At 67.3% G+C, this 15706-nt stretch carries 14 protein-coding genes; 5 read left to right on the forward strand and 9 right to left on the reverse strand.

The genetic code is table 11. The features are described from left to right. Nucleotides 1–125: 125 nt before the first annotated feature. Nucleotides 126–1085: a Bug family tripartite tricarboxylate transporter substrate binding protein gene (locus ACPEE1_RS17845; protein WP_182345155.1), complete on the reverse strand. Its 960-nt coding sequence runs from the start codon at nucleotides 1083–1085 to the stop codon at nucleotides 126–128. Between the two features lie 134 nt (nucleotides 1086–1219). Between ACPEE1_RS17845 and ACPEE1_RS17850 the strand changes: the two genes are divergently transcribed. Genes ACPEE1_RS17850 through ACPEE1_RS17860 form a run of 3 tightly spaced genes read left to right on the forward strand, consistent with a single transcriptional unit; the run spans nucleotide 1220 to nucleotide 3780 of the window. Continuing rightward, nucleotides 1220–1909 carry a response regulator transcription factor gene (locus tag ACPEE1_RS17850; protein ID WP_423934206.1) on the forward strand — a complete coding sequence of 230 codons (690 nt, stop codon included), beginning with the start codon at nucleotides 1220–1222 and terminating at the stop codon, nucleotides 1907–1909. Then, nucleotides 1899–3368, forward strand: a complete 1470-nt coding sequence (locus ACPEE1_RS17855; protein WP_182345154.1) for a sensor histidine kinase — start codon at nucleotides 1899–1901, stop codon at nucleotides 3366–3368. The genes ACPEE1_RS17850 and ACPEE1_RS17855 overlap by 11 nt, the downstream gene beginning before the upstream one ends. After that, complete coding sequence (locus tag ACPEE1_RS17860) at nucleotides 3334–3780, forward strand: RNA-binding S4 domain-containing protein (protein ID WP_116924799.1); 447 nt, start codon at nucleotides 3334–3336, stop codon at nucleotides 3778–3780. Before ACPEE1_RS17855 ends, ACPEE1_RS17860 begins: the two co-directional genes overlap by 35 nt. Before the next feature lie 39 nt (nucleotides 3781–3819). On the opposite strand, the gene ACPEE1_RS17865 is transcribed toward ACPEE1_RS17860, so the two are convergent. From ACPEE1_RS17865 to ACPEE1_RS17890, 6 genes are read right to left on the reverse strand one after another with little or no spacing between them, the layout of a single operon-like run. Continuing rightward, entirely contained in the window at nucleotides 3820–4248 is a 429-nt protein-coding gene (locus tag ACPEE1_RS17865; protein WP_182345153.1) for a type IV pilin protein, read from the reverse strand. A gap of 11 nt (nucleotides 4249–4259) precedes the next feature. Further along, on the reverse strand, nucleotides 4260–7919 hold the full coding sequence (locus ACPEE1_RS17870; protein WP_423934211.1) for a pilus assembly protein: 3660 nt from the start codon (nucleotides 7917–7919) through the stop codon (nucleotides 4260–4262). 9 nt (nucleotides 7920–7928) lie between these two features. Further along, nucleotides 7929–8720 carry a pilus assembly PilX family protein gene (locus tag ACPEE1_RS17875; protein ID WP_243419246.1) on the reverse strand — a complete coding sequence of 264 codons (792 nt, stop codon included), beginning with the start codon at nucleotides 8718–8720 and terminating at the stop codon, nucleotides 7929–7931. After that, nucleotides 8717–9616 (reverse strand): PilW family protein, encoded by a 900-nt coding sequence (locus ACPEE1_RS17880; RefSeq protein WP_260719008.1) that lies wholly within the window; start codon nucleotides 9614–9616, stop codon nucleotides 8717–8719. Before ACPEE1_RS17880 ends, ACPEE1_RS17875 begins: the two co-directional genes overlap by 4 nt. Before the next feature lies 1 nt (nucleotide 9617). Continuing rightward, nucleotides 9618–10313: a type IV pilus modification protein PilV gene (pilV, locus tag ACPEE1_RS17885; RefSeq protein WP_232539549.1), complete on the reverse strand. Its 696-nt coding sequence runs from the start codon at nucleotides 10311–10313 to the stop codon at nucleotides 9618–9620. 3 nt (nucleotides 10314–10316) lie between these two features. Continuing rightward, nucleotides 10317–10895, reverse strand: a complete 579-nt coding sequence (locus tag ACPEE1_RS17890) for a GspH/FimT family pseudopilin (RefSeq protein ID WP_269780262.1) — start codon at nucleotides 10893–10895, stop codon at nucleotides 10317–10319. Nucleotides 10896–11077: 182 nt separating this feature from the next. On the opposite strand from ACPEE1_RS17890, the gene ribD reads away from it, so the two are divergent. After that, nucleotides 11078–12202, forward strand: a complete 1125-nt coding sequence (ribD, locus tag ACPEE1_RS17895) for a bifunctional diaminohydroxyphosphoribosylaminopyrimidine deaminase/5-amino-6-(5-phosphoribosylamino)uracil reductase RibD (RefSeq protein ID WP_182345151.1) — start codon at nucleotides 11078–11080, stop codon at nucleotides 12200–12202. A gap of 138 nt (nucleotides 12203–12340) precedes the next feature. Here ribD and ACPEE1_RS17900 read toward each other — a convergent pair whose 3' ends face one another. Beyond that, complete coding sequence (locus ACPEE1_RS17900) at nucleotides 12341–12592, reverse strand: hypothetical protein (protein ID WP_182345150.1); 252 nt, start codon at nucleotides 12590–12592, stop codon at nucleotides 12341–12343. A gap of 247 nt (nucleotides 12593–12839) precedes the next feature. On the opposite strand from ACPEE1_RS17900, the gene ACPEE1_RS17905 reads away from it, so the two are divergent. After that, nucleotides 12840–14675, forward strand: coding sequence for a phospholipase D family protein (locus tag ACPEE1_RS17905; protein ID WP_423934216.1), 1836 nt, complete (start codon nucleotides 12840–12842; stop codon nucleotides 14673–14675). On the opposite strand, the gene ACPEE1_RS17910 is transcribed toward ACPEE1_RS17905, so the two are convergent. Beyond that, nucleotides 14672–15679 (reverse strand): tRNA dihydrouridine synthase, encoded by a 1008-nt coding sequence (locus tag ACPEE1_RS17910; RefSeq protein WP_423934218.1) that lies wholly within the window; start codon nucleotides 15677–15679, stop codon nucleotides 14672–14674. The genes ACPEE1_RS17905 and ACPEE1_RS17910 overlap by 4 nt on opposite strands. Nucleotides 15680–15706 lie beyond the last annotated feature (27 nt).

The raw sequence follows: 15706 nt of genomic DNA on the forward strand, positions 1-15706 counted from the left end.
GCGCCCCTCCGCCCTGCGGGCGGCAACAGCCCAGCCGGGCACCGGGCCAGGCCGGTTCCTCGGGCGGGTTGCTATAGAGAGCGCAACGCGCGCGGCATGGCCGCCAGGGGCCATGCCTGCTGCGCTTAGACCATGCCTGCGCGGGTCATGGTGTCCTTGAGATTGGCGAACTCTGCCGTGACGAACTGGCTGAAGGCGTCGCCGGCAAGCCAGGCCGAGGTCCAGTCGTTCTTCTTCATCGACTCGGCCCAGCTGGCGCTCTTGGTGGCTTTTTCCAGCATCGCAATCAGCTGCGCGCGCTGGTCGGCCGAGATGCCGGGCGCGCCATAGACGCCGCGCCAGTTGCCGATTTCCACATCGATGCCCTGCTCCTTGAGCGTGGGCACGGTCGAGCCTTCAAGGCGCTGGGCCGAGGTGACCGCGATCGGGCGCATCTTGCCGGTGGCGATGTACTCGGCAAACTCGCTAAAGCCGCTGCCCCCGACGGTGACATTGCCACCCAGCACCGCAGCAATCGCCTCGCCGCCGCCCCGGAAGGCGACATAGTTGATCTTGGCTGGATCGACACCCACGGCGCGGGCAATCATTGCCGCAGCAATGTGCTCGGTGGAGCCGCGCGAGCCGCCGCCCCATTTGATCGAGCCGGGGTCCTTCTTGAGCTGGGCGACCACTTCGCCCATGGTCTTGTAGGGCGAGTTGGCAGGCAGCACAAAGACGTTGTATTCGCTGGTCAGGCGCGCCAGCGGGGTGGCCTGGTTCAGGTCCACCGGCGGCTTGCCAGTGATGATGCCGCCCAGCATGACCGCGCCCATCACCATCATCGCGTTGGGATCGCCCTTGCTGCCATTGACGAACTGCGCCAGGCCGATGGCGCCTGCCGCGCCGCCCTTGTTGTCATAGGTGACGGAGCCAGCCACGCCGGCATCCTGCAGCGCCTTGCCCAGCGCGCGGCCAGTCGTATCCCAGCCGCCGCCAGGGTTGGCGGGCAGCAGCATCTTGACATTGGTGGCGGCCAAGGCGTGCAGGGGCAAGCTGCCGGCAGCAGCCAGAGCGAGCATGGATTTGAGGAACGCATCACGGCGCATGGTTGTCTCCTGATCGTGTTGTTAGTGCTTGCATCATCGCTGCGCTAGCTGTCAAATGGCTGTCAGCCAGGCCGTCCGAAGCTAGGGAAAACACCGAGCCCGGAGGCGCTGGCGAATTGGTGCACACTCCCGCCATGCACCTCTTGCTGATCGAAGACGACTCCACCATGCAGACCACCTTGCAGCGCACCTTGCGCCGGCGGGGCATGGAGGTCACGCCCATCACCGATGGCGGTGCAGCGCTGCCGGCCTGGCGCAAGCTCGAGCCCGATGTGGTGGTGCTGGACCTGAGCCTGCCGACAATGGACGGGCTGGAGATCATCGCCCAGGCGCGCAGCGAAGGCCTGGCCGCCCCCACCTTGATCCTGACGGCACGCGGCACCGTCGGCGACCGCATTCTGGGCCTGAACTCAGGCGCCGATGACTACCTGGCCAAGCCCTTTGACCTGGACGAGCTCGAAGCCCGTATCCGCGCGCTGGTGCGGCGCGCGCAGCCACTGGTGGCCGAACCCGCCGCGCCCCCCTCCGGCATGGCGCTGCGCTATGACAAGGCCTCCGAATCGTTTTACTGGCGCGGCACGCTGTTTGAGCTGACGCCACGCGAAGTGGCATTTCTGCGCGTGCTGAGCCAACCTATGGGCCAGGCCGTGACCAAGGAGCGTTTGTTCAGCGCCGTCTTTGCCGGCGAGAGCGATGTGCAGCTCGAAGCGGTGGAAGTGGTGGCCTACCGCCTGCGCAAAAAGCTGGCGCCCACGCATATGCAACTGATGACCTTGCGCGGCCTGGGCTACCTGCTCAAGCCCGGTGCCGCCGATGGCGCCTGACACCGGCAAGGCCAGCGGCCGATCCCAGGCGCCGCGCATACGCTCGCTGCGCCGCAATCTGCTGCTGGGCATCCTGCTGCCGGTGGTGGTCTTCATCATCTACAACACCAGCAGCCTCTACCGCCAGTCGCTGCAGGCCATCAATACCGCTTACGACCGCAGCCTGCTCGCTTCAGCCAAGGTAATTGGTGAGCAGCTGACCGTGGCCGGTTATGACGACCTGGCGATTGTCGACTCGGCCGTGCCCTATTCGGCGCTGGAGGCCTTCGAGGCCGATAACCAGTCGCGGCTGTTCTACCGCGTCTCCAACATGAGCGGCGAGCTCATCGGCGGCTTTGCCGAGCTGCCCATCTGGCGCGGGCGCATCGCCCAGCAGCCGCCCTATGCCGCACTGGTCGATTTCTACAATGCCGAGTTCCGGGGCATGCCGGTGCGCATGGCCGCCCTGCTGCAGCCGGTGGCCAGCGCCACCGGCAGGGGCATGGCCCTGATCCAGGTGGCAGAGACGCTGGAGATCCGCGAATCGCTGGCGCGCGACATTCTCTGGGGCACGCTGGTGCAGCAGGCCTTGCTGTTTGGCTGCATTGCCGCCGTGGTGGTAGTCGTGGTGCGGCGCGCGACCTTGCCCATCCTGCAGCTGAGCGACCAGCTCAATGCGCGCAGCGACCATGCCTTGCAGCCCCTCAAAACCCCGGCGGCCACGCCCTCGGAAGTGCTGCCGCTGGTCGATGCGACCAATCGCGTGATGGCGCGGCTCTCGCACCTGGTGCAGCACCAAAAGCGCTTTGTGCGCGACGCCTCGCACCAGCTGCGCACGCCGCTGGCGGTGCTCAAGGTACAGGTGCAGTCGGCCCAGCGTGGTGATGTGGAGCCCGAGCAGGCGCTGCGCGAGATTGCCGCCACCGTGGACCGCGCCACCTTGCTGGCCAACCAGATGCTGTCGCTCGCCAAGGTCGAGCAGCTGCACCAGTCCGAGCACCCCCAGACCGCCCACCTGACGGCCATCGTGCGCGACATGGTGATTGAGCTGTCGCCGCTGCTGGCCGACAAGAACCTGCAGTTCGAGCTGCAAAGCGACGAGGTGCTGCTGGCAGCCCATCCCTGGATGCTGCGCGAGCTGGTGCGCAACCTTTTGCACAATGCGATCCAGCATTCGCCGCCCGACGCACCACTGCTGCTGCAGCTGGTGCAGCAAGGCCCGGCAGCCACCTTGCGCATCAGCGACTGGGGCCCAGGCGTCAGCGCCGAGATGCAGGCGCGCCTGACCGAGCCATTTGTCAGCGGCAACCTGCGCGACGGCTCGGGCCTGGGCCTGGCGATCTGCCACTCCATCGTCACCGCGCTGGGCGCGCGCCTGTCCTTGCACAACCGCCTGCACCAGGGGCTTGTCCAAGGTTTCGATGCTGTAGTAGAGTTCAAACCGAATGTCCAACCACCCGCCGAAGATGGCCCACACTGAGACCGAACAGACTCCCACGATGCGCATCGACAAATGGCTGTGGTGCGCCCGCTTTTACAAAACCCGCGCGATTGCCGTCGAGGCCATCCACAAGGGCCATGTGAAGGTCAATGGCACGGTGGCCAAACCCTCCAAGGAAGTGCGCGCGCAGGACACCGTCGAGCTGCTGCAGGCGCAGACACCGCGCACCGTAGCCGTGCTGGGCATGGCGGCGACACGCGGCCCGGCCCCGGTGGCCCAGCAGATGTACGAGGAAACAGCCGACAGCATCCGCCAGCGCGAAGTGCTCAGCGAGCAGCGCCGCCTGGCGCCCGAGCCCGCCAACAGCCTGCAAGCCGGCCGCCCCACCAAGAAAGACCGCCGCGACATGCAGGAGCTGCGCAGCTGGAACGACCGCTGGAGCGCGCAATAAGCGTCTGCATGCGCAGCATGCGATGACCTGCGCTGCAGATCAGCGCCAGCAATCGGCCGTGCTGCTGCCCTGCGCCAGCTGCAGATTGCCTTGCCGGCCGTCCTGGGTCAGCGTGTAGTTGCCGCAGCGGTCCTGCTGCTGCGCCCCGGGCCGGCGCGTGGCCACCAGGGTATAGCGCGCAGCACTGTTGCCTTGGGCAAAGCCAATGGTGTAGCGCTTGTCGGGCAGGTCCTGCCAGCTAAGCTGGGTGGGCAGCTCCAGCGGATAGACGCCGTTGGCCGTCGCGGCACGCTCCAGCCATTGCGCGGCCTGAAAAAGCCCCGTGCGGGCCTCCGTGCGGTGGCCCCGGCGCAAATATTCGCTGTAGCTGGGCCAGGCCACCGCACTCAGGATGCCGATGATGGCCAGCACCACCATCAGCTCCACCAAGGTCCAACCTGCGCGCGCCGTAAAAAGGTGTTTTCGCATGGTTCCCCCTTTCATCGCGCTTGGCGCCAGGTGGGCCGTATTGGCACTTCGGGCAGGTCGCGCAGCGATTCGCCATCGATGCGGATGCGCTGCTGGCCCACGTCATCGCGCACGCGGAGCATAGAATGCGCGCCCGCGCCCAGTGACATGCGCGAGGCCTGGCCATCGGCCTGCGGATCAAAGAGCCCATCGCCATCGGTATCGAGCAGCTGCAAGCGCGGCCGCAGGCCATCGATGCTATTGAGCAGGCTGAAAAACTGGCGTTGCGCTGTGCCTGGCCCCGGCTCGCAACGCTCCTGGCCCGGCTCTCCCTGTGCGCCATGGCTGGCATGCGCCGGCACTTCGCTGATCACCGCCAGCAGGTTGCTGCCGCTGTAAAAGCGCAGCGGCTGCAGCAGGCGCTCGCCTGCCTCGGGCAAATCCATAAACCAACCCCGGTGGCGGTTCCAATCCAGCGCATCGGCGCCTTCGCTTTCGTCGGTGCGCCAGAACATGCGGCGGTCGCTGCTGCGCGCCTGCACGGGGCGGGGGTTGATGCGGCGCTGCAGCAGCTGGCTGTGCGCCACCGGCCCGGGCAGATCGGCATCGCTGCCCAGCGCCGACTGGCAATCCGCATCGGCCGCCGACGCGCAGACCGCCACCCGCTCGCCGCGCTCGCCCACGCGCTTGTAGCGGGTGGTATCGAGCACCGCATAGAGGCTCTGCACGCGGTCGTCTTGCGGATCCTGGCGGCTGGCATTGCGGCCGGTGCCAAAGGCGACCACCAAGCCACCGACAGGCACCTGGCGCTGGCCGCCCGCCTGCTGCAGCGTGCGCAGACGGTCATTGCTGCGCACCAAGGGCGCCGTGCTGATGGGTTGGCGCCATGTGCGCTGGCCAGGCGCGCTGCGCGCGCCGCCCCGGGCTTGGTAGAGTGGCACGCCGGCAGTGCCATGGTTGCTGGTCGTTGCCGCCAGTGCACCCCACTGCGCCACACCCCATTGCGTGTCATCGTCCGAGCTGATCAGAAACTTCCAGAGATTGCCCTGGTTGTCACCGGCATAGACCACATCGGGGCGGCCGTCGCCATTGATGTCGACCAGGCGCGTGGCAGACAAGCCGTTGTCCTCCAGCTGGCTGCAATGCGCCTGGGGCGGCGTTTGCTGCCTGCAGCCCTGCGCCGATGCATTGCCCGTCGCCACCAAGCGCAGCAGCTCACGCCCGCCATCGAGGTACTGGATCAACAGCACCGGGCGGCCATTGGCGCTGTTGTAGCCATTGCCCAGCACCAGCGCCCAGCGGCCATTGTTCAGTTGTGCGATCTGCGTTGTGCGCTGCGGGTCGATGTCGTCGCGGGAGGGGCTGGCGGTGATATGGCCGATATCGGCAAAGGCCTCGGCCAGCTGTGTGCAAGCCTGCAGCGCGGCGCCCGTCTCCGCATCGCAGCGCGGCGCAGATTCCGTCGCATGCCAGCTGCGGTCCATCAGCACCAGATCGGCCGCCTGCGCCTCGGCAAAGGCCGTCTCCGGTTCAGTGACATCGAGCACAAAATAGCCCTTGCCCCCGGCGCCCAGGGTGCCTGCCAGCAACGTGCGCCAGCGCGGGCTGCTGGCGCTGCCCAGGTTGGCGTCACCCGCCAGCGGCGAGCCATCGACAAAATAGCGGTGCTGGCCATCGTAGGCCGGGCTGGTCAAGCCCTGCAGGCTGGGGATCACGCCCCGGGGCACATAGGCTATTTTTTCCTCGCCCGTATGGGCCGAGAAGCCGTGCAGCATGCCGTCATTGCCGCCGACATAGAGCATGGGCAGGCGGTTTTGGTGGCGCAGCACAAAGTCCAGATAGCTCGCCTCGTGGTAGCGGGCCGAAGGCTTGCCCAGGTACCAGATCTGCGAATGCACGATATCGCCTTGGCGCGAATGCCGGTTGCGCAGGTTACCGCCATGCTGCACTTCATGGCGGCGCTCTCCACGCAGGTAGTGGAGGCGCTGCTCGCCGCTGGCCTGGCCTTGCGCGCTATCGGCAGGGCCTTGCAGGGCCTGCTTGTGCGCCGCACTCAAGTAGATGTCATCTGCCGCCCAGCGAAAAGGCACGCCGCGCTGCTGCACATCGCCCCAAGTCAGCACCAGGCGCTGCTGCCAGGCGATGGCATCGAGCTTGTCAGCCGTTGTCTGCCCACGCCAGCCGAGCGCCGGCTGCAAGCGGCCATTGCTGCCCATGGCCTGGGCCTGGATGGCGCCGGACCAGGCCCGGCCCGGGTCATAGCTGGCGCTGAACAGCAAGGCATCCTGGGCAATCGCCTGGCTGGCGCTGGCGGCACCAGTGCTGGCCGTGACTGCGCCTGGGCCGGCCGCACCTTTGCCGGCCGCACCGCCTGCCTGCTGGGCCTGTATCTCGCTGAAAATACTGCGCAACGCATGGGCCACATCCTGCCCATGCGTTGCGGCATAAAAGCGGCCCCGCCCATTGAGCGCCGCATGCCACAAATCCAGCGCACGCACGCCCTCGCCCTGCGCCTGCATATCGGGCCAGCGGACGTCGCCGCTGGCCAGCGCGGCAAAGCTGCCGTCATAGCCCAATGGCAGCTGCTGCGTGGGCGCCAGAATCTGCTGCGCACCCGGCCAGGTGCTGGCGTCCAGGCCAATGCCGACCGTATAAGTTTGCAGATGGGGCCAGCTGGCAGGGTTGTAGCGCGGGTTCCAGTAGCGCTCCAGCACGGCAGGCTGGCCGCTTCCATCCCCAAAACGCTCCCGGGGCGGTGCCTGGCGGTAACCGGCGTCAGGCGCCAGACTGCCGCTCAGGCCTGCCCGCTGCAAAGGGTCGGCCCAGCTGCGAAACGCCCAGTCCGCCAAGGTGCTTGGAACCGCATCGCTGTAGAGCTGGGTGGCAGCCCTTTGCGCGGCACTGCCGCCGCCGTAGACCTGGCCGTCGGGCAGCACCTTGGCGCGGGTGTGGTCGTCTTGCGCACCACCGGTAGCAGGCCCCGCCCAGCGGCTGCCCGCCAGCACAATGTGGTAGTTGCGGCGGCAGCCCAGGTAGGTATTGCTGGCGCCGGTGGCAGCGCCCGGCTGGCTAGCCCAGGGCCCTTGCGGGCTGAGGGGCCGGCGCAGGTAGGCATCGGCCTGGCCGAGCAGGTGGTGCAGGTCACTGCGGTGGCCGGTGCGGAGCGAGCCGGCAAAGGCCAGAAAATGCTGGCGATGGCGGCCCTGCAGCGCCTGCATGCCATTGGTGGCCAAACGCGGGCTGTTGACCGTGCTGGCCCCGGGCCTGCGCCGCTGGCCCTGCACCATGCCACCGGGCCCGCCACCAGGCGCAGCGCCATGGTTCCACATCGCCTGCCAGGCCAGGCGGATGGTGCCATCGGGCAGTTGCTGTCCATCGCCCAGCACCTCCTTGAGGGCATGGCGCAGCACGGCGATGCGCTGCGCCCGCGCATCCCAGCGGCCGTCGCCACCCGGCGCCGTGATGCTGGCGACTCCAGGCTCGGCGCTGCCCATGCGGCGTTGCATGGCGGCCGAGTCATCGATGGAGACGATGATATTGGGCGCCACCCAGGCGCTGGCACCGCTGGCAGGCGCGGTGGCCAGCTCCAAGGGCCAGGCGGCGGCGGGCAGCAGCGCCAGGCTGAGCAGCGCAGCCTGCCGCTGGCTTGCGGTATTGGGCAGTACAACCCAGCTTGGTCTTGTTCCATCCATAGCTGCCTCTCAGTCTTTGCGCCGGGGGCGGGCGTAGCTTTGCTCCAGCACCACCAGGGTGTCCGGCTTTCTGCCAAAGGCCGCCGCGGTGATGCGGTAGACCACATGCGGCGTCAGCCCGGCAAGTTCCAGCTGGTGGGCCGGCGCATTGCTGATGAGCCCGGGCTTGCTGTCGGTATAGGGGATGACTTCGATCCAGTACCAGCCGCCGGTGTCGGGCGCGCTCCTGTCCGCCAGGATGGGATGGGCCGGGTGGTCTGCATCGCCCAGCTGCGCGCCGGTGTACTGGCCATAGCGCGCGCCGGTGCCGGCCCGCATCAGCGCAAACAGGTCCTGCTCGCCCGCGCGACGGGCTGCTGTGCCCGCTGCCGGCGCATTCCAGATATCCTGGCGGCCGACCCGCTTGGCACAGAGCGCGTCGATGCAGCGCTGCGGCTGGGCGCTGAGCTGGGCCAAAAACACCGGCACGTCGGCGTTCTCCAACGGCACACGGGTGGTGCCGCCGCTGCGGCACACCTGGGCCGAGGCACCCTGGGGCAGGCCGCCATAGGCACAGGGCCGGCCATCGGCCCGTTCGCCACGGATATCCAGTTCGGCATCAAGCAGCAAGGCCTCTGCCGCCTCGAACGCCCGCTGGTAATCGGCATCGTTGCCGGCCACCAACTCGCCATACCAGGCCGTGCGCGCCGACCACAGGACCAGCAGCATCGACAACATGCCAAAGACCAGCACCGTCAGCAAGGCTGCGCCCCGGGCGCGGTGACGGCCATGGCAATAGCGAGCGTGGCGGGGCCTTGTCATAGGCTGCCCTGGCTGCGCAGCTGGAACAGGTTGCGAAAGCTGCGGTGCATGCGCCCTTGGCGCGCGCCGGGCAGGTCGGCCAGCTCCACCCATTCACCGTCGCAACCGGTGTAGCCGCTGCCGGCAGGCAGTGGGCCAGCTTGGCGGCCAAATAGCACCAGGCAGACCTCGACCGCAACAACCTGCGACCAATCGCCGCTTGCCTGCTGCGCATTGACGTACTGCAGCTGCGGCTGCGCCGCGCCCGCCGCCTGCATGCGCAAATAACGCAGGCGAAAGGCCGCGACGTTGTCCACCAAGGGCTGCGGCGATGCAGCGGTATCGTTGCCACCACAGCGCAGCACCTGACCACGCAGGCTAAAGCGCGATTCCAGCCGCAGATCGGGGCTGGCGTCCACAGGCCCGCCCAGGCAGTTGCGCGCTTGCGCAGCCAGGCCGGCCTGGGCAAAGACAGGCTGCTTGTAGCGCCGCAAGCCGGCCGCCAGGCTGCTATCGCTGCCCCGCAAGGCATCGGCGCGCGGCGCATAGCCGCGGGCGCTGCCAACCGCCGGGGCTGCCGTCTCAAAAGCTGCTGGCGTCAACGCGGCGCTGAGCGTGGGGTCCGCACCTGCGGGCAGCTGCAGGTTCAGGTACAGGCTGCCCGATGGGCGCAATTGCTGGCCGATGACGCGCAAGGCATAACTGGCCTGCTGCTGCAGATGGCTGGCTTCGCTCACGGTGCCTGCCAGGCTGCGCGAGGTCAGCAAGGCGACGCTGGCCGCGGCCACCACCAGCAGGCCCAGCGCCAGGCCCACCATCAGCTCGACCAGGCTAAAGCCATGCTGTCCGCGATCCATGGCGCGGCGCCGCGTGCCGATCAGATCGAAGGCCCATGCGGAATGACGCTGGTCCAGCATATCAAGTCCCTCCGCAGTGGTAGTGCACGGCGCTGCCCATGCGCTCTGCCGTGCAGCGTGCGTTCAAGGCCAGGTACTGCAGGTGGCAGCTGTAGCGCAGACCGCCATCGCCATCCTGGCAGACTACCTCGCCGCCGCGTTCCTCCACTGCATCTGCGCCCCCTCCCTCGCCCACTCGGCGGGTGGCATCGACCAAGTCCCAGTACAGCGCCGGATCGGAGGCACCCAAGGGGGCATGCGTACTGTCACGCCAGCGGACCATCACGCCCAGCTGGCGCCGGTTGGCGCCCACCGCTTCGCCGGGCGCCAGAAAAATCCGGGACTGCCCCAGTGGCAAACTGCGCGCCACCTGCAGGCGCCATTGCGCCAATTCATGCTGCGCCAGCTCAGCGGCGCTGCAAGCCTGCGCACTGCAGGACCTGGGCGGCGCTGCCGCAGCATGCTGCCAATCGCTCAGATAGTGCTCCAGCTGGTCCCAGGCACGGGGGTTGGCGCGTATGCGCTCGCCCAGGTCTTCGATCAATCGAATGGCCTGCACACGCCGGGTGCTGGTCTGCACATCGGCGAGCGTGCGCAGCTGCATGGCCAGCATCGCCAACACGCCCAACACCAGCACCACCATGGCCACCAGTGACTCCAGCAAGCTGATGCCACGTGAGAGGGAGGCCTGCGGGTGGGTGGGCACGAAGATGCGCATCGCCTAGCTCCTGGGGCTGCAGCTGGGGCCGTCGACAACCCGCACACGCCCACCCCGGCTGGTGCAAAGGCCCTTGGCGGCTGGGTGCTCCAGCGTTTTTCCCTCGGGGAGCAGCGCAAAGGCAAAACCTGCCACCGGCATGCCCCAGCGGTCAAAGCGGATACCTTCACCCAGGCTGTTGCGCTGCACCTGCAGGCCCGGCGGCGTTTCAAAGCGCTGCACTACCGGTGCATCGTCGGCGCACTGCTGCTGGCCCAGCGCATGCACACAGACCTGCCATCCGCAGCTCCAGTCACTGCTGGTGGCTTGTGCCCGGCAATGCCCGCTGTCGGCAATCCTCTGCAAGGCCACAAGGCCACTGCGCTTGATGGCTTCGGAGCGCGCCAGAAATACCGCAGAATGCATGGCCTCGAGCGACTGCCGCACGCGCCAGCGCTGCAGCAGCCCGCTCGCACTGGGCACGGCCAGGCTCGCGATAATGGCCAGCACGCTGACCACTACCATCAGCTCGACCGCGGTCAGCCCGCTGTGCCGGCACCCGCGTTGATGTTTCAATAAATTAATTAAAACTATTGAATTCATGTTATTGATTATTTATGCTTCACACGACGGCGTAAAGTCTTTTTTCGATTTAAAAATTAAATGCGCTGGGGCTGACAGCAGTGCCAATGCAGAGCCGGCGCGGTGTTGCGCCGATAATCATCGAGCGGGCCTGACCATCCATGCCCTGCCCCTCCGTACCAGCCCTATTGCGACCAAGCTCCATGACTGATCCACACCTGCAAACCGCGCTGGAACTGGCTGCCAGCGCCCTGTTCATTACCTCGCCCAATCCCCGCGTAGGGTGCGTGCTGGTCGCCGCAGACGGCCAGGTGATCGGCCAGGGCCACACCCAGCGCGCGGGTGGGCCGCACGCAGAAATCATGGCCTTGCGCGATGCGGCCGCTCGCGGCCACAGCACCGCAGGCGCGACCGCCTATGTCACCCTGGAGCCCTGTGCACACCACGGCCGCACGGGGCCTTGCTGCGATGCGCTGGCCGCCGCCGGCATTGCCAAAGTGGTGGGCGCCATCACCGATCCGAACCCGCTGGTCGCGGGCATGGGTTTTGCGCGTCTGCGCGCAGCGGGGGTGGAGGTCGTGGTCTGCGCGCCCGAGGACGGCGGCGAGGCTTCGCGCGAACTCAACATCGGCTTTTTCAGCCGCATGGTGCGCAAGCAACCCTGGGTGCGGCTCAAGGCCGCCATGTCGCTCGATGGCGCCACCGCCTTGCCCGATGGCAGCAGCCAGTGGATCACCGGCGAAGCAGCCCGGGCCGATGGCCACCACTGGCGCGCCAGGGCCTGCGCCATCCTGACGGGCGTGGGCACCGTGCTGGCCGATGATCCGGCGCTGGATGTGCGCTATGTGCAGACGCCTCGGCAACCGCGCCTGGTGGTGCTGGACAGCCAGCTGCGCACCCCCCCGCAGGCCCGCATTTTTGCCGCAGAGCGCGAAGTGCTGGTCTACACCCACAGCGAAGACAGCGCGCGCCAGGCGGCGCTGCAAGCCGTGGGCGCCACCATCGTGCGCCTACCGCCTCCACACGCCGCAGGCCCTGCCCACCGCATCGACCTGGCCGCCCTGATGCAAGACCTGGGCCAACGGGAAGTCAACGAGCTGCATGTCGAAGCGGGCGGCATCTTGAATGGCGCGCTGCTGCAGGCAGGCCTCGTCGACGAGTGCCTGCTCTACCTGGCGCCCAAGCTGCTCGGCCAGGGCCTGCCCGCGTTTGCCGGCATGGCGCTGCAAAAGCTAGATCAGGCGCCCGCCTTGGATATTCGCTCGATCGAGCCCTTGGGCGCCGACCTGCGCGTGCTCGCCCGGATCCAGGGCCATGGCGCTTTCTGATTCAAGCGCATTAGAGCCTCTCACACGACCCAGCAAACCGAAGGTTTGCGGTTGAGACGAGGCGCCAAGCCGCAGGCAGTGCAGGCGTACGACAAGGCTTGGTGCGGCCGGCCAGGTAACGACGTATCAAGGGTGGTGTTAGGGGCTCTTGGCGTAGCCCAGGCAGGCGCCCGCATTGGGCAGCCCCTTGCATTCGCGCAGCAGCCGGCGGTCGCGCTCGGCCAGGGTTTCGGCACTGCTGCGCTGGCGTTTGACCTTGACTCTGGCCGGCTTCTTGGCCGCCTGCGTGGCCTCGGTCTTTTTCTTGCGCGCGGCCCAGGCGTTCTCGGGCGGCATGGCCATGGCCGCCAGCAGCAGCACCAGTGTGGAAAAGCGCAGTGATCGCAGCATAAGCAGGCCTCCTTTGGCTATCGATAAAATATTTTCGAATGTTTTCAGCAATCCTAGCGGCAGGCCTGCAGCAACGGCCCAGGCACAAACCCTGTTGAGCAGCCACCCCGTTTGCTGCAGCGTTGCTGCGCCACGACGCAGGAGCAGCATCTGGCTGTACGACAGCACCGCCAAAGCAGCCACGCGGCCACCGCAAGGGCTTGCGCTCACGCACAATAGCGCCAGCCCACTGATTGAACCTGCCGCCATGCCGACTGCTTTGCCAACCTCTGCCCAGTCTCCATTACGCCCCCCTGAGATAACATCCTGGCCCAAGCTGCGGCGCGGGCTGGTGATGGTGTGTGCGGCCGTGCTGCTCGCCGGCTGCGCCAGCAAGCTGCCCACCCAGGTCGACAGGCCGGTCTCATCGGCCCAGCCGCCAGCGGCCAGCAGCCCGCTGGTGCAGATCAGCCAGCAGCGCCAAAAGGCTGAGAGCAAGGCCGGCCCCGGGGTGTCGGGCTTCGAGATACTGGCCGGTGCGCAAGCCGCTTACGGCGCACGCCTGGCGCTGGTGCAAGGCGCCAAGCACACGCTGGATGTGCAGTACTACGCCATCCATGCCGATGCCAGCACCGCGCGCCTGCTCGAAAGCGTCGTGAATGCCGCGCGCCGGGGCGTGCGCGTGCGCGTGCTGCTCGACGACTTCCATGGCACCGGGCGCAACGCCCAGGTGATGCGCCTGGCCTTTGAGCCCAATATCGAGATGCGCATGTTCAACCCGCTGCCCGGTGACCGCGACTCGCCGATCAGCCGCATGTGGAACGCGGCCACCGATTTCCAGCGCGCGCAGCAGCGCATGCACAACAAGCTGTTTTTGGCCGACAACGTGATGGGCATCATGGGCGGGCGCAACCTGGGTGATGCCTATTTCGACAACGACGAGAGCTCCAACTTCCTGGACACCGATGTGCTCGTCATGGGACCCGCTGTGCAGGACTTGTCGAGCAGCTTTGACAGCTACTGGAACAACGAGCGCGCCTATCCGGTGCAGTCGCTGATCAGCAAAAAGACCTTGGAAGATATGCAGCAGGCCTACCAGGCCCGCCCCGGCAAAGGGGGCGATGACGATACGACGAATGTGGCATCCGAGCCCGCTGCCAGCAGCGCCAGCAGCGGCGGCGCGCTGCCCTCGCCGCCCGATGGCGAGCCCCGCCCGGGCGGCGCCATCTCCGACGAGCAGCGCGAGCGCGCCTGGGACATGCAGCCAGTGGACCTCCAGGCCGTCCCGCTGGTCTGGGCCCATTCGGTGGTGATGGCCGATGCGCCCAGCAAGATACCGGCGGTCGATTCCGACGGCCAGACCAACGCGCTGAGCGCCGCGCCCGGCGTGCTGGACAACAAGCGCCTGGCGCAGCTGCGGGCGCTGGCTGAAACCCGCAACCCTGGCCACAGCCCCAGTGCCGATTCGGTGGTGGACGGCCTGGTGCAGCTGCTAAGTTATGCCAAAAAGGATTTGCTGATCGTCTCGCCTTACTTTGTACCCGGCGAATCGATGCGCCAGGCGTTCAAGGATGCCGTGCAGCGCGGGGTGCGCGTGCGCATTCTGACCAACTCGCTGTCGTCCAACGACGCGCCCATTGCCCATATCGGCTACGCCCGCCACCGCGAGAACCTGTTGCGCGATGGCGTGGAGCTGTACGAGCTGGTCAGCGACGAGAGCGATCTGCGCGCCGCCTTTGGCCTGGGCAGCGGCCAGAACAGTTTTCGCGAAGGGCGGCGTGTGATGCTGCACAGCAAGGTGCTGGTGCTCGATGGCCAGTTGCTGGTGGTGGGGTCGATGAACCTGGACCAGCGCTCCAAGCTGCAAAATACCGAAATCGCCGTGCTGGTGCGCAGCCGCAAGCTCTCGGGGCAGGCTGCCGGCATGATCGAGAAGGGGCTGGAGAGCGCCGCTTGGCATGTGGTGCTCAAAGACGGCAAGCTGCTGTGGCAGGCGCCGCAGAACAGCCGCTTGAAAGACCAGACCACCGAGCCCGATGCCAGTCTGCCGCTGCGGCTGATGCTCAAGATCATCAGCCCCTTTACGCCCGACTCTTTGCTTTAAACGCTGCCATAAACAGGCGCTTGCAGCAGCGTCTGCCGCTGCAAGTCATCCAGCCACACGGTGATCGCTGCCTGGTCGGTCATCACCCGCACATGCTGGTAGGCGTCCTCGGCCTCGGGGAAGGCCCGGCGCATCAGGTTGAGCCACTGCTTCAAGCGGCCAGCGCGCTGGCGTGGCTCCAGGTCCTCGCAGACCAGCTGCCAAAAGCGCAGCAAGGCGGGCAGCAGGTCCGGCCATTGCACATCGCGCATGCCGGCGGGCAGCGGCAGACCATCGCGCTCGGCCACCGCTTTGCGGATGCGCCAGGCCAGGCCCGGATCGGCCACAATGCCGCGGCCGAGCATCAGGTCCTGGCAGCCGGATTCGGCCTGGCAGCGCAAGGCATCCTCCACGGTCCAGATTTCACCATTGGCCACGACGGGGATGCGCACGGCCTCGCGGATGCGCGCAATCTGGTCCCAGTAGGCGGGCGGGCGGTAGCCATCGAGCTTGGTGCGGCCATGCACGACCAGCTCGCAGGCGCCGGCCTCCTGCATCGCCAACGCGCAGTCCAGCATCAGCGCCCGGTCGTTGAAGCCCAGGCGCATCTTGGCCGACACCGGCATGGCCGCAGGCACCGCGCCGCGCACCGCGCTGACCACCGCATGGATGGCGGCCGGGTCCTGCAGCAAGGCGGCGCCGCCGCCATGGCGGTTGACCACCTTGGCCGGGCAGCCAAAGTTCAAATCGATCCCCTCGGGCGACAGCGCCGCCAGCTGCACCGCATTGGCCGCCATGCTGGCGGCATCACTGCCCAGCAGCTGGGCGCGCACCGGGGTGCCAGCTGCCGTGCAGCTACCGTTGCGCAACTCCGGCATGGTGCGCAGGTAGACCTTGTCGGGCAGCAAGCTGCCGGTGATGCGGATGAACTCCGAGACGCAGCGGTCGGCGCCGCCAATGCTGGTGAGCACATCGCGCAGCACAAAATCGAGCAAGCCCTCCATGGGCGCGAGCAACAAGCGCATGTGGGCCCCGTTCAGACCATCGGGCCG

This window comes from Comamonas sp. 23 (assembly GCF_049601575.1).
Lineage (GTDB): Bacteria > Pseudomonadota > Gammaproteobacteria > Burkholderiales > Burkholderiaceae_C > Comamonas > Comamonas squillarum.

What these genes read in the sequence shown, in the direction of transcription:
- ACPEE1_RS17875 (WP_243419246.1), bottom strand. Translation starts at nt 8,720, where the DNA reads ATGACAAGGCCCCGCCACGCTCGCTATTGCCATGGCCGTCACCGCGCC.
- ACPEE1_RS17880 (WP_260719008.1), bottom strand. Translation starts at nt 9,616, where the DNA reads ATGCTGGACCAGCGTCATTCCGCATGGGCCTTCGATCTGATCGGCACG.
- ACPEE1_RS17910 (WP_423934218.1), bottom strand. Translation starts at nt 15,679, where the DNA reads ATGCGCTTGTTGCTCGCGCCCATGGAGGGCTTGCTCGATTTTGTGCTG.
- ACPEE1_RS17845 (WP_182345155.1), bottom strand. Translation starts at nt 1,085, where the DNA reads ATGCGCCGTGATGCGTTCCTCAAATCCATGCTCGCTCTGGCTGCTGCC.
- ribD (WP_182345151.1), top strand. Translation starts at nt 11,078, where the DNA reads ATGACTGATCCACACCTGCAAACCGCGCTGGAACTGGCTGCCAGCGCC.
- ACPEE1_RS17855 (WP_182345154.1), top strand. Translation starts at nt 1,899, where the DNA reads ATGGCGCCTGACACCGGCAAGGCCAGCGGCCGATCCCAGGCGCCGCGC.
- ACPEE1_RS17860 (WP_116924799.1), top strand. Translation starts at nt 3,334, where the DNA reads ATGTCCAACCACCCGCCGAAGATGGCCCACACTGAGACCGAACAGACT.
- ACPEE1_RS17870 (WP_423934211.1), bottom strand. Translation starts at nt 7,919, where the DNA reads ATGGATGGAACAAGACCAAGCTGGGTTGTACTGCCCAATACCGCAAGC.
- ACPEE1_RS17865 (WP_182345153.1), bottom strand. Translation starts at nt 4,248, where the DNA reads ATGCGAAAACACCTTTTTACGGCGCGCGCAGGTTGGACCTTGGTGGAG.
- ACPEE1_RS17905 (WP_423934216.1), top strand. Translation starts at nt 12,840, where the DNA reads ATGCCGACTGCTTTGCCAACCTCTGCCCAGTCTCCATTACGCCCCCCT.
- ACPEE1_RS17850 (WP_423934206.1), top strand. Translation starts at nt 1,220, where the DNA reads ATGCACCTCTTGCTGATCGAAGACGACTCCACCATGCAGACCACCTTG.
- ACPEE1_RS17900 (WP_182345150.1), bottom strand. Translation starts at nt 12,592, where the DNA reads ATGCTGCGATCACTGCGCTTTTCCACACTGGTGCTGCTGCTGGCGGCC.
- ACPEE1_RS17890 (WP_269780262.1), bottom strand. Translation starts at nt 10,895, where the DNA reads ATGAATTCAATAGTTTTAATTAATTTATTGAAACATCAACGCGGGTGC.
- pilV (WP_232539549.1), bottom strand. Translation starts at nt 10,313, where the DNA reads ATGCGCATCTTCGTGCCCACCCACCCGCAGGCCTCCCTCTCACGTGGC.